This window comes from Ideonella sp. BN130291, from assembly GCF_036231905.1.
Taxonomy (GTDB): Bacteria; Pseudomonadota; Gammaproteobacteria; order Burkholderiales; family Burkholderiaceae_C; genus CAMLIZ01.
In genome coordinates this window covers 59,740-71,778 of the sequence record NZ_JAZARE010000010.1, presented here as the reverse complement: position 1 = coordinate 71,778, position 12,039 = coordinate 59,740, and the positions used below count along the sequence as shown (strand labels likewise).

The following is a 12,039-nucleotide window of genomic DNA, read 5'->3' as shown; positions in this document are numbered from 1 at the left end:
TACGCTTTGAACATGCCTATCGACCTCGACCACTACGACACCCGCATCCTGGCCGAGCTGCAGGCCGACGCCCGCCTGTCCATGGCCGAACTCGGGCGCCGGGTGCACCTGTCGCAGCCGGCCGTGACCGAGCGGGTGCGCAAACTGGAGGCCGCCGGCGTGATCACCGGCTACCGCGCCACGGTGAACCTGGGGGCGCTGGGCTACGGCATCCGCGCCATCATGCGGGTGGGCCGGGCCGAGTACAACCGCGTCATCAAGGTGCTGCAGGCCACGCCCGAGGTGGTGAACGCCTACAACGTGACCGGCGAAGACAGCTGGATCTTCGAGATCGCGGTGATCGATGTGGCCCATCTGGACGCGGTCGTCACCCGCTTCTGCATACTCACCGAAACCTCGACCTCGATCATCCTCAACCCGGCCCGGGAGCACCAGATCATGCTGCCGCCGCGCCGCGAGGACGTGAAGCCGCCGATCAAGAAAGTGGAGAACGCCTGAATGGACTTTTCGAATTTCTCGACCTGTGACCTGGGTGACGCGCACAAGACCGCGAGCGACGGTGCGTTTCGCGCGCTGCCACCGGTGTTTCGTGATTTCGGTGGCGTCAGCCGGTTCGCCGGCCCGGTGGTGACCGTCAAGTGCTTTGAGGACAACACGGTGGTGAAGGCGGCCGTGGAGTCGCCGGGCGAGGGGCGGGTGCTGGTGGTCGATGGCGCTGGCTCGCTGCGCCGGGCCCTGCTGGGCGGCAACCTGGCTGCGGCGGCTGCCCACAACGGCTGGGCTGGTGTGGTGATCGACGGCTGCGTGCGCGACGCGGCGGAGCTGGCCGCGGCGCGGGTGGGCGTCCGTGCGCTGGCGCTGATGCCGCTGCCCACCGACCGTCGGGGCCAAGGGCAGCGGGACGTGCCGGTGCAGGTGCAGGGTGTGTGGGTGCGGCCTGGTGATTGCCTCTTTGCGGATGCCGATGGCATCGTGGTGATGCCGGCGGCCTGAAAGGCCACAACATGCGGGCAAACAGAGATAGAGATGAGACCGCCTGGGTGGTGGTGCCGTCCACCCCGGAGCAGATCGACCAGGTGGCGCGCCATTGCCGCCGGCTGGTGACCCGGCGCGCGCTGGTTGCCGCCGGTGTGGCGGCTGTGCCGCTGCCTGGCCTCGACCTGGTCACCGACATCGGCATGCTGGTGAAGCTGCTGCCCGAGATCAACCACGCCTTCGGGCTCACGCCGGAGCAGGTGGAGCGCCTGTCGCCGGAGCGCCGGCTGGTGGTCTACAAGGCGCTGTCGGCCGCCGGTGGCCTGGTGGTGGGCCGGCTGGTCACACGTGAGCTGGTGCTCAAGCTGCTCAAGACGGTGGGCGTGCGGCTGACCACCCAGCAGGTGACCAAGTACGTGCCGGTGGCTGGCCAGGCGGTGTCGGCCGCGCTCACGTTTTCAGCGCTGAAGTTCGTGGCGGAGCAGCACATCCAGCAGTGCATGGCGGTCGCGCGGCAGCTGCAGTTGCCGATGCCGCAACCGGCGCCGGTGCACTGACCTACAATCCAGCCCTTCACGTCGGGGTGTAGCGCAGCCTGGTAGCGCAACTGGTTTGGGACCAGTGGGTCGAAGGTTCGAATCCTTTCACCCCGACCATTTCTGCTCTGGCCGGGCTCCCAGCCGAGTCAGATGGGGTCTGCGTTGCCGTGTGCCCTGGGAAGGGTTCGCTGCCGCACCCAGGACGTCATGAAGGGCGATGGGCTGATTGCAGCCGTGCTCTTAGCCGATAGGCGCGGTGACGCGTACAGCCGTCAACGCTCAATAGCCACGCGCAGAAAGATGGATTTTGTGCGAAGACATGCGGCGCTTTGCGCCCTTGCGAGGCTGCCGCACCGTTTCGATGGACTACAGAGGCCGTAGCACGCGGTTGCGCCAGCCCTGCACTCCGTCGACGGTGACCAGCGGCGTTTCCTCTGCCAGAGACAAGATGGCAGGTCGTTCGATCTCCAGCACCCACCCGCGCGGTAGCAAAAGGTCCATCAGTTGGCCTTCGATCTGCTTCGAGTGCGTTCCCACCATGATGTAGGCGACATTGCTGTCTAGAAAGTCGAGGCTGTTGCGAATGACGTCAACCTCAGCGCCTTGGATGTCGATATGTAGCAGGTCTAGGCGCTTGCCTCCGGAAATGGTGGCAAGCGACAACATCGGCAGTTCTTGGTGCGTTTTCCTGCGCAGCGCTTCTGCGCGCTGCTCCGGCGTTGCATCAAAGACGGCTTGCAGCCCCCAGGAATGCCCGGCATGCTCCTGCCGCGGGAACAAGGCCCAGCCATCTTTGCCAGCAATCGCGTGGTGCACCGCAATCTCGCTGGGCAGCAGGCCATTCAGTGCGCACGCTTCCTTGGCGAATTCGACGTGGCCAGGGTCACCCTCAACGCCAATGCCAAAAACTTGCTTGCCCGCACGCTTGGCAGGCACGCAGGCATTGTTCAGCCAGCACCCCCAACCACATCCAAGCTCGGCTACGACAAACGTGTCTCCGGCCAAGTCGACGGCACGGAGGACGGCACCCCATTCTGCGATGTCGGCGTGCCAATTTGATGGCATTGGCACTGGCTGAACTTCGCCCGCCATACCTCGCAGGATCAGGGGCAGGAACTTCGGGTCGATTACCACTCCGAGGAAGTTCACGATGAGTCCGGGACGGGGCTGGAGACCGGACACGGCATATTTCCACATCAGTCCCGGTGCGTCGAAGCGCGCGGCGTAATGCCAGAAGGGGCTGCGCTCGCCCGTGGCAGCGCCCTGGCGCTGCCGGAACTCAGGCGACTCCACGATGGCCCTCGCGACGGCCTCAATGCCCATACCTCGAAAATTGGCCACCGCCGCTGGCTCGGCGTCGCGTCCAAGCAACGCGCGGAAGAGCGCACAGGTGACCTGATCTGTTTCCATACGAATCCGCAAAATCTATGAAGTGCGCCATAGTAGGGCATGACCACTGCGCCGTAGGAGCCGTGCTCCCGGAGAAAAAATAACAAACGGGCCGCGGTGCGGGGCGCGCCCTTCAATACTGCGCTTCACAGGCCGCAATCAGCCCGGCTCCAGCAGGCCGCGCAGCTGCTCCACGCCCACCGGCTTGGTCAGATGCGCCTCGAAGCCGGCTTCCAGGGTGCGGGCCTTGTCGGCTTCCTGGCCGTAGCCGGTCATGGCGACCACCCGCATGGCGGGCGCCTGCGGCAGGTTGCGCAGGCGCTGCATCACGCCGAAGCCGTTGGTGCCGGGCATGTTCAGGTCCAGCAGCACCAGCTCCGGCCGGAACCGCTCGGCCGCCGCCATGGCCGCCTCGCCGTCATAGACCACCTGCGCGTCCTGCCCCAGCACGCGCAGCAGCCCGCCCATGGTGTCGGCCGAGTCCCGGTTGTCGTCCACCACCAGCACGCGCAGGCGCTGGCCCAGCGCAGAAGCCGAAGGGCGGTCTTGCTGCGACGAATCGGCACCCGGCACGCTGGCCAGGGGCAGCCGCACGGTGAAGCGGCTGCCCTTGTCGCGGCCTTCGCTGTCGGCGCGGATGGACCCGCCGTGCATCTCCACCAGCGTGCGTGCCAAGGTGAGGCCGATGCCGAGTCCGCTTTCGCCGGGGTCGTTGTTGGCGCCTTCCTGCACGAACAGGTCGAACACCCGGCGCAGCGCCTCGGGCGCGATGCCGCGGCCGTTGTCCGACACGGTGGTGACGACTGTGCCGCCTTCCACCTGCACGGCCAGTGAAATCTGTCCGCCGGGACTGGTGTATTTGGCAGCGTTGGTCAACAGGTTCTGCAGCACCTGGACCAGCCGGGTGTCGTCGCCCAGCATCTCGATCGGCTCGGGCGGCAGTTCCAGCGTGAACTCGTGTTGGCGCGCCTCGATCAGCGGGCGGCAGGCTTCCACGCTGCGCAGCACCACCTCGTTGAAGTTCAGCGGCTCGCGCCGCAGGCTGATCTTGCCGGTGGTGATGCGGCCCACGTCCAGCAGGTCGTCCACCAGCCGGGTGAGATGGCTCAGCTGGCGGTCGATGATGTCGCGGCAGGCGCTCACCCGGGGAGGAACCGCCTTCTCCAGCTGCATGATGCTCACCGCGTTGCGGATGGGTGCCAGCGGATTGCGCAGCTCATGCGCCAGCATCGCGAGGAATTCGCTCATGCGGCGGGAGGAATCCTCCAGGTCGGCGAGGCGGCGGCGCTCGCTCATGTCGCGCGTGACCTTGGCGTAGCCGCGCAAGGAACCGGCGGCGTTGTACACCGGCGTGATGGTCACGCCGGCCCAGAACAGGCTGCCGTCCTTGCGCACACGCCAGCCCTCGTCATGCACGCCGCCCTCGCGCACCGCCTGCTCCAGTTCGCGTGCCGGTTTCCCGGCGGCCAGGTCGGCCGCGGTGTAGAAGATGGAGAAGTGGCGCCCCAGCACCTCGGAGGCCGCATAACCTTTCAGGGCGGTGGCACCGGCGTTCCAGCTTTCGATGTGGCCCTCGGGGTCCAGCATGAAGATCGCATAGTCGCGCACCGAGTTCACCAGCAGGCGGAAGCGTTCCTCGCTCTCGCGCAGGTTTTCCTCGTGCCGGCGCCGCTCCGTCAGGTCGCGGGTGACCTTGGCGAAGCCGTACAGCCCGCCGTTGTCGTCGCGCAGGGCCGTGATGACCACGTTGGCCCAGAAGCGCGAGCCGTCCTTGCGGATGCGCCAGCCTTCGTCTTCGAAGCGCCCTTCGCGGGTGGCGCGGCGCAGTTCTTCCTGGGGCCAGCCGGCGGCCAGCACTTCCTTCGGATAAAACTCGGTGAAGGACTTGCCGATGATCTCGTGCGGCAGGTAGCCCTTGAGCTTCTGGGCGCCCGGGTTCCAGCTGGTGACGATGCCGTTGGGGTCGAGCAGGAAGATGGCGTAGTCTTCCACCGCCTCCACCAGGAGACGGAAACGCTCTTCGCTGTGCTGCAGTGTGGTGGCCGGGCTGGCGAGGCGGACGTTGCCGTCAGAGGGCATGAAGATCCTTTCCTGGCCGCTGCAGCACTTTGCATGCCGGCAGGTTGACGTGGGTCTCCCTGGCCTGCCCGGAGGGACTCGAACCCCCGACCTGCTGCTTAGAAGGCAGCTGCTCTATCCAGTTGAGCTACGGGCAGACCGGCGCATTATCTCAATGCCGCTTGTACTGCTCGGAACCGAAGAGCATGGTGCGGGCCTTGTCGTCCATGAGCGGCTTGCGCCGGTCCGACAGCACCTGCACGGCGCGCTCCACTGCCGGGCGGGCGGCGATCTCGTCGAACCAGCCCTTGAGGTGTGGATAGTCGTTCCAGTCGATGCCCTGGTTCTTCCAGGAGCGCAGCCAGGGGAAGATCGCCATGTCGGCGATGGTGTATTCCGGGCCGGCGATGTATTTGCTGCGCGCGAGCTGCCGGTCCATCACGCCGTACAGGCGCTTGGCCTCGTTGGTGTAGCGGTCGATGGCGTAGCCGATCTTGTCGGGTGCGTAGATGCGGAAGTGGTGGGCCTGGCCCAGCATGGGGCCCACGCCGCCCATCTGGAACATCAGCCACTGCAGCGTCTGGTACTTGGCATGCACGTCCTCCGGCAGGAAGCGCCCCGTCTTGCCCGCCAGGTACAGCAGGATCGCACCCGATTCGAACAGCGAGATCGGCTTGCCGCCCGGCCCGTCGGGATCGACGATCGCCGGGATCTTGTTGTTCGGGCTGATCTTCAGGAACTCCGGCGCGAACTGGTCGCCTGCGCCGATGTCCACGCCATGCACCCGGTACGGCAGGCCGCATTCCTCCAGCATGATGTGAACCTTGTGCCCGTTGGGCGTGGCCCACGAATACACTTCGATCATCGGTGTCTCTTTCTCGCGCCCTCGTTGCGCGTTCTGCCGACTATAGGGCGATCAAGACAACCATGCTGCAGACGATCAAGCGCTGGTTTTCCGGTGTGGCGGGCTCGGGATGGGCCGGCGCGGCGGAATGGGCGGAGGCCCGGCGCTACAGCTTCAAGCGCACCCGCGATGGCGACGGCTTCGTCGTCGATGCGGGTGCCCCGGGCTCCGGCTGGCGCCTGGAGTGGGGCCCGTCGCAGCGGCCCTACATCCAGGGCAGCGAACTGCGCCTGCGCGGGGACATCGGCGAAATCGACCTGCAGATGATGGTGCTGTCGCGCAGCCTGATGGACAGCATGGAGAAGGCGGTCTTCGAGCAATTCACCGAAGACCTGCAGACGCGCATCGACACCGCCACGCCGGAAGAGATGCGCTGGCTGGTGCTGTTTCCCAAGATGCCGGCCAACGAGCTGAAGATGCTGCGCGACAGCTTCGGCGCTGCCGGCTCCGCGCCGCGCTGGCTGGCGCAGTGGCTGGCCGGCCCGCTCAGCCAGCAGCTGCAGCAGGCACGCTCCAGCTGGCTGGCGCCGGAGGACCCGCTGGCGCTGATCCTTCAGCGAGGCCGCCTCACCCTCCGGCTGGCGGTGCAGCAGCCCGACGCCGCCCGGCTCACGGCCGCAGCGGTGCTTTTCGATGTGGCGCTGCGTGAAGCGCGCCGGGTGGCGCAGGCCTGCAACGACAACGGCGTGGCGAGCACCCAGCCCAGCATGTGGTCGGGCTCCGGCGACGACGGCCCGGCCGCGCGCTGAAGCAGGCGCACCGAACCGGACCAGGTCGCTCAGGCGTACTTGCCGAGCTCGATCTTCGCGATCGCGTTGCGGTGCACCTCGTCAGGGCCGTCCGCGAAGCGGAGCGTCCGGGCGATGGTGTAGAAGTAGGCGAGCGGGAAGTCCTCGCACATGCCCGCCCCGCCGTGCACCTGCATGGCCCAGTCGATCACTTGGCAGGCCATGTTGGGGGCCACCACCTTGATCATCGCGATCTCGGCCTTGGCGGTCTTGTTCCCGGCCACGTCCATCATCCACGCGGCCTTGAGCGTGAGCAGGCGCGCCTGGTCGATCATGCAGCGGGCTTCGGCAATGCGCTCCTGCGTCACCGTCTGCGACGCCACCGGCTTGCCGAAGGCCACGCGCGAGGACGCACGCCGGCACATCAGTTCCAGCGACCGTTCGGCCAGCCCGATGAGCCGCATGCAGTGGTGGATGCGGCCCGGCCCGAGGCGGCCTTGCGCGATCTCGAAGCCGCGGCCTTCGCCCAGCAGCATGTTGGTGGCCGGCACCTTCACGTCCTTGAACACGACTTCCATGTGGCCATGGGGCGCGTCGTCGTAGCCAAACACCTGCAGCGGGCGCACGATGGTGATGCCCGGGGTGTCGGCCGGCACCAGGATCATCGACTGCTGCGAGTGGCGCGGCGCGTCCGGGTCGGTCTTGCCCATGAAGATGTAAACGGCGCAACGGGGATCGCCGGCACCTGAGGTCCACCACTTGCGGCCGTTGATCAGGTAGTGATCGCCCTGGCGCTCGATGCGGGACTCGATGTTCGTGGCGTCCGACGAGGCGACCGCCGGCTCCGTCATCGCGAAGGCGCTGCGGATCTTGCCTTCGAGCAGCGGCGCCAGCCAGCGCTGCTTCTGCTCGGGCGTGCCATAGCGCTCGATGGTCTCCATGTTGCCGGTGTCCGGCGCGGAGCAGTTGAACACTTCGCTGGCCCAGGGCACCCGGCCCATGATCTCGGCCAACGGCGCGTACTCCTGGTTGGTCAGGCCTGCGCCGTGGCTGCTTTCCGGCAGGAACAGGTTCCACAGGTTTTCGGCGCGGGCCTTGGGCTTGAGCTCCTCGATGAGCTTGAGCGGCGTCCAGCGCTTGCCCGCTTCGGTGTTCTCCCTCAGCTCGGCCCAGTAGCGCGCCTCGTTCGGATAGACGTGCTGGTCCATGAAGGCCTTGACCCGGGCCTGCAGCTCTTGCGTGCGGGGGGAATAGTTGAAGTCCATGCTGAATCCTTGGGTTGTGTCAGCGAGGGGCTGACATTCGGGCGAACTGCCAGCCCATCTCGGCGAGCGGGCGCGCGCCGGCGCCGGTATTCCGGGCCTGCGCACTCGACGCCGTGCCGTCCACCACGCGCTTGGCAATGCCTTGCAGGATGGCCGCCAGGCGGAACAGGTTGTAGGCCATGTAGAAGTTCCAGTCGGCCGCCAGCGCCTCGGGGCTGGAGCGGCCGGTGCGCTCGCAGTAGCGGCGCACGTAGTCCTGCTCGCCGGGGATGCCCAGTGACGCGATGTCCAGCCCGCCGATGCCGCGGAACGCACCCGGCGGAATGTGCCAGGCCATGCAGTGGTAGCTGAAGTCGGCCAGTGGATGGCCCAGCGTGGACAGTTCCCAGTCCAGCACCGCGAGCACGCGCGCCTCGGTGGGATGGAACATGAGGTTGTCGAGCCGGAAGTCGCCATGCACCACCGACACCTGGCGCTCGTCCCGCGCCTCTGCGGGGATGTGCGCCGGCAGCCATTCCATCAGCCGATCCATCGCCTCGATGGGCTCGGTGATGGAGGCCACGTACTGCTTGCTCCAGCGCCCGATCTGGCGCTCGAAGTAGTTGCCTGGCTTGCCATAGTCCGCCAGGCCCACGGCCTGCACGTCCACCTTGTGCAGGGCCGCGATCACGCGGTTCATCTCGTCGTAGATGGCGGCGCGCTGCCCGTTTGTCATGCCGGGCAGGGACTGGTCCCACAGCACGCGGCCCTGTACGCACTCCATCACGTAGAACGCGCGGCCGATCACCGACTCGTCCTCGCAGAGCAGGTGCATCGCCGGCACCGGCACGTCGGTATCCTTCAGCGCGCTCATCACCCGGAACTCGCGTTCGATGGCGTGGGCCGAAGGCAGCAGCTTGGCGACCGGGCCGGGCTTGCTGCGCATCACGTAGGCGGCGCCCGGCGTGATGAGCTTATAGGTGGGATTGGACTGGCCGCCCTTGAACTGCTCGACAGTCAGCGGGCCGGCGAAGCCTGGCAGGTGCTGCGCAAGGTGGCGTTCGAGCGCGGCAAGGTCGAAGGCGTGCGACTCGGCGACGGGTTTGGTTCCGGTGAAAGCGTCCATGGGTCCTTATCCTCGGCGCAGCCGCGGGCAGGAGCCCCGCAGCCCTACCGGTCGGAGATCTGCATCAGCTTCTCGCGCGACAGCACCACCAGCCGCGTGGGTTCCACGCGCACCGCGCCTTCGCGTTCGAAGCCCTTGAGTTCCTGGTTCACGCGCTGGCGCGATGCGCCCAGCAGCTGCGCCAGGTCTTCCTGGGCGAGGTGCAGGCCGATGCGGATCTCGTCGCCCTGTTCCACGCCGTAGCTGCGCGCCAGCAGCAGCAGCTGCTTGGCCAGCCGCGCTGCCAGCGGCCGTGTGTTCAGGTCCTCGAACACGTTGTACATCATGCGCAGGCGCCTGCAGTTCAGCCGCAGCAGCGCCTCGTACAACTCGGTGTGCTGCGACAGCAGCTCGCGGAAGTCGGCCCGCCGCACCACCAGCAGCGTGGTCTCGCCATGCGCGTTGGCATCGTGCGTTCGCGGCAGGCCATCGAACAGCGAGATGTCGCCGAACCAGGTGCCCGGCTCCACATACGTCAGCGTGATCTGCTTGCCCGACAGCGACACGGTGCTCACACGCACCGCGCCCTTGGCCACCGCACACCACTCCTCGGGTTCCGAGCCGCGCGTGGTGAGCAAGGCTCCGTCCTGCAAGCGCCGCACAACCGCTCGGGAGAGGATGGCGTTGCGCAGAGGTTGGGAGAGCTTGGAGAACCACGAGCCGGAGTCGATGTTGGACCGCTCGGCCATTGTAAGAACGGGGATATTCATGTCAGTCTCAGAGGCGACAGCACGGCACCATGGGCGAGCCTATTGTGTACGACAGCTTTGATGTGTCACAACCCAAGGAGACAACGATGGAGATCAAGAGCCGCAAGGGCGAGGTGAGTGCCGAGGAATGGCAGACGCGCGTGGACCTGGCTGCTGCCTACCGGTTGGTGGCGCTGTTCAAGTGGGACGACCTGGTGTTCACGCACATCAGTGCGCGCGTGCCCGGCACCGAGGACCAGTTCCTCATCAACCCCTATGGCTTCATGTTCGAGGAGATCACCGCGTCCAGCCTGGTGAAGGTGGACATGCAGGGCAACAAGCTGGAGGACACGCCGTACCCAGTGAACCCGGCCGGCTTCACCATCCACAGCGCGATCCACTCGGCACGCCATGACGTGGAGTGCGTGCTGCACACGCACACGCTCAACGGCATCGCGGTGTCCGCGCAGAAGGAGGGCGTGCTGCCTTTGTCGCAGCAGTCGATCTTCGTGCTCTCCAGCCTGGGCTATCACGACTACGAAGGCGTGGCGCTGCGCGACGACGAGAAGCCGCGCCTGGTGAACGACTTGGGCGACAAGAACTTCCTGATGCTGCGCAACCACGGCCTGCTGACCGTGGGCAAGACGATCGCGGATGCCTTCCAGTCCATGTACCTCTTCGAGGCCGTGTGCACCATCCAGGTCCGCGCCATGGCGGGTGGCGTGCCGCTGACGCACGTGAACCCGCAGATCATCAGCACCGCGCGCCAGCAGGCGGCGCAGGTGACCAAGGGGCTGGGCGGTGCGCTGATCTGGCCCGGGCTGCTGCGCCGGCTGAACCGGGTGTATCCGGGCTACGACGCCTGAAGGCGCAGGTATTGCACGAGCAGCTTTTCCATCGTGGTGAGCTGCTCGTTCTCATGCAGCCACTGGGTGGGCGCGAGGTTCACCGCGCGCACCACCAGGTCGTCCACGCCGGCGTCGATGATGTTGATGCACGCCGGCGTCTGCTCCATGCGGCCGAGGAAGGCCCGTTCACCGGCCAGCGCGCGTGAGAGCAGGGCGCGGTTCACGCCGCCGTGCAGCACCAGCAGCAGGCTGCGCCAGCCGGGTGCGGCGAGCACCTCGTCGAAGGCCGGCAGCACACGATCCAGCAGCTCGCCCACCGTCTCGCCGCCGAGGAAGCGCTGCGCCTGCGCGTCCGGGCCGCCCGCAAACGCACCCAGGAACGCTTGCTCCACCTGGTCCGGCGGAATGTCCGACAGGCGGCCGGGATGGATCTCCTGCAGACGCTCGTCCACTTCCTGCGGCAGCGCTGCGTGGCCGGCGGCTGCCAGCACACGCTCGGCGGTTTCGCGGGTGCGCGGCAGGCCGCTCACCAGCACGCGATCGAACTGCACGCCGGTGGCGCCGAACAAGCGCCCGGCGGCATCCGCCTGCCCGCGCCCGGTTTCGTTGAGCGGCACGTCGTCCGGCGGCACGGCTGTGCCATCGGCGCGGAAGTAGTCCACCGCGCCATGGCGCATCAGGTAGATGCGGCGGCGAGGCGTTTGCAGGCGCTGTCGGGGGAGGTCGTTCAACGGAAGTCGGGTTTGCGTTTGTCGAAGAAGGCTTGCAGGCCCTCGGCGCCGTTGGCGTCGAAGAGGTTGCCCACGAAATGCTCGCGTTCGCAGTCCAGCTGCTCGCGCAGGCGGCGGGTGCTCGCGCCATTGACCAGCTCCTTCGCGCTGGCCAGTGCGTTCGGCGCCATCGCGGCCAGGCGCCCGGCGATGCGCAAAGCTTCGACCAGCGCCTGCCCGCTGTCTGTCACGGTGTTGACAAGCCCGAACTGCAGCAGCTGGCGCGGGCTCAGCGGGTCGGCCAGCCACAGCATCTGCAGCACCAGCGCGCGCGGCAGCTGCTGCGCCAGGTGCCAGCTGCTGCCGCCGTCGGGCGACAGGCCGACCTTGGCATAGGACATCACGAACTTCGCGTCCTCGGCCGCCACGATCAGGTCGCAGGCCAGCGCGAGCGAAAAGCCACCGCCGGCCGCATAGCCCTCCACCGCGGCGATCACCGGCTTGGGGAAGGTGCGCAGCGCCTCGATGAAGCCATGGAAGCGTTCGATCGACTGGCGTTGTTCGTCCGGCCCGATGGTGCGGGTGTGGGCCAGGCGTTGCAGGTTGCCGCCGGAGCAGAAGTGCGCGCCGTCGCCGCGCAGCACCACGCAGCGCACGTCAGCGGCGGATTCCGCCACGCTCAGCGCCTCGATGCCGGCCGCGCTGGCCTGCGGCGACAGGGTGTTGCGGGTGGCGGGGTCGCTCAGCGTGAGCACCAGCGTGGCGTCGTGGCGTTCGGTCAACAGCTCGG

The 12,039-nt window shown here is 67.2% G+C and carries 13 protein-coding genes and 2 tRNA genes; 6 read left to right on the top strand and 9 right to left on the bottom strand.

Features of this window, described 5'->3' with window-relative positions:
* Positions 1-12 precede the first annotated feature (12 nt).
* From VPH43_RS20660 to VPH43_RS20645, 4 genes are all read left to right on the top strand, one after another.
* Positions 13-498, top strand: coding sequence for an Lrp/AsnC family transcriptional regulator (locus VPH43_RS20660; protein ID WP_328579645.1), 486 nt, complete (start codon positions 13-15; stop codon positions 496-498).
* Positions 499-993, top strand: coding sequence for a ribonuclease E activity regulator RraA (gene rraA / locus VPH43_RS20655; protein ID WP_328579644.1), 495 nt, complete (start codon positions 499-501; stop codon positions 991-993). It abuts the gene before it with no gap.
* Positions 994-1,004: 11 nt separating this feature from the next.
* Positions 1,005-1,532, top strand: a complete 528-nt coding sequence (locus VPH43_RS20650) for a hypothetical protein (RefSeq protein WP_328579643.1) — start codon at positions 1,005-1,007, stop codon at positions 1,530-1,532.
* Between the two features lie 22 nt (positions 1,533-1,554).
* Positions 1,555-1,631 (top strand) — tRNA-Pro (locus VPH43_RS20645).
* A gap of 249 nt (positions 1,632-1,880) precedes the next feature.
* Here the strand turns inward: VPH43_RS20645 and VPH43_RS20640 are convergent.
* The 4 genes from VPH43_RS20640 to VPH43_RS20625 all read right to left on the bottom strand — a co-directional run bounded on the left by VPH43_RS20640 (position 1,881) and on the right by VPH43_RS20625 (position 5,826).
* Positions 1,881-2,924, bottom strand: coding sequence for an FkbM family methyltransferase (locus tag VPH43_RS20640; protein WP_328579642.1), 1,044 nt, complete (start codon positions 2,922-2,924; stop codon positions 1,881-1,883).
* A gap of 138 nt (positions 2,925-3,062) precedes the next feature.
* A complete protein-coding gene (locus tag VPH43_RS20635) occupies positions 3,063-4,982 on the bottom strand; it encodes a PAS domain-containing hybrid sensor histidine kinase/response regulator (RefSeq protein WP_328579641.1) in 1,920 nt (639 codons plus the stop codon).
* 60 nt (positions 4,983-5,042) lie between these two features.
* Positions 5,043-5,119: transfer RNA gene (locus tag VPH43_RS20630), tRNA-Arg, on the bottom strand.
* Positions 5,120-5,133: 14 nt separating this feature from the next.
* Positions 5,134-5,826, bottom strand: a complete 693-nt coding sequence (locus VPH43_RS20625; RefSeq protein WP_328579640.1) for a glutathione S-transferase N-terminal domain-containing protein — start codon at positions 5,824-5,826, stop codon at positions 5,134-5,136.
* A gap of 62 nt (positions 5,827-5,888) precedes the next feature.
* Between VPH43_RS20625 and VPH43_RS20620 the strand changes: the two genes are divergently transcribed.
* Positions 5,889-6,614 carry a hypothetical protein gene (locus VPH43_RS20620; protein ID WP_328579639.1) on the top strand — a complete coding sequence of 242 codons (726 nt, stop codon included), beginning with the start codon at positions 5,889-5,891 and terminating at the stop codon, positions 6,612-6,614.
* A 29-nt stretch (positions 6,615-6,643) separates the two neighbouring features.
* Here the strand turns inward: VPH43_RS20620 and VPH43_RS20615 are convergent, their stop codons facing one another.
* From VPH43_RS20615 to VPH43_RS20605, 3 genes are read right to left on the bottom strand one after another with little or no spacing between them, the layout of a single operon-like run.
* Complete coding sequence (locus tag VPH43_RS20615; protein ID WP_328579638.1) at positions 6,644-7,858, bottom strand: acyl-CoA dehydrogenase family protein; 1,215 nt, start codon at positions 7,856-7,858, stop codon at positions 6,644-6,646.
* A 19-nt stretch (positions 7,859-7,877) separates the two neighbouring features.
* A complete protein-coding gene (locus tag VPH43_RS20610) occupies positions 7,878-8,963 on the bottom strand; it encodes a phosphotransferase (RefSeq protein WP_328579637.1) in 1,086 nt (361 codons plus the stop codon).
* A gap of 44 nt (positions 8,964-9,007) precedes the next feature.
* Positions 9,008-9,712, bottom strand: coding sequence for a Crp/Fnr family transcriptional regulator (locus tag VPH43_RS20605; RefSeq protein WP_328579636.1), 705 nt, complete (start codon positions 9,710-9,712; stop codon positions 9,008-9,010).
* A gap of 86 nt (positions 9,713-9,798) precedes the next feature.
* Here VPH43_RS20605 and VPH43_RS20600 point away from each other — a divergent pair, with 86 nt between their 5' ends.
* Positions 9,799-10,557: a class II aldolase/adducin family protein gene (locus VPH43_RS20600; protein ID WP_328579635.1), complete on the top strand. Its 759-nt coding sequence runs from the start codon at positions 9,799-9,801 to the stop codon at positions 10,555-10,557.
* On the opposite strand, the gene VPH43_RS20595 is transcribed toward VPH43_RS20600, so the two are convergent.
* Positions 10,545-11,216, bottom strand: coding sequence for a histidine phosphatase family protein (locus tag VPH43_RS20595; protein ID WP_328579804.1), 672 nt, complete (start codon positions 11,214-11,216; stop codon positions 10,545-10,547). The two genes, VPH43_RS20600 and VPH43_RS20595, sit on opposite strands and share 13 nt — an antisense overlap.
* Positions 11,217-11,266: 50 nt before the next feature.
* Complete coding sequence (locus tag VPH43_RS20590) at positions 11,267-12,031, bottom strand: oxepin-CoA hydrolase, alternative type (protein WP_328579634.1); 765 nt, start codon at positions 12,029-12,031, stop codon at positions 11,267-11,269.
* Positions 12,032-12,039: the final 8 nt, after the last annotated feature.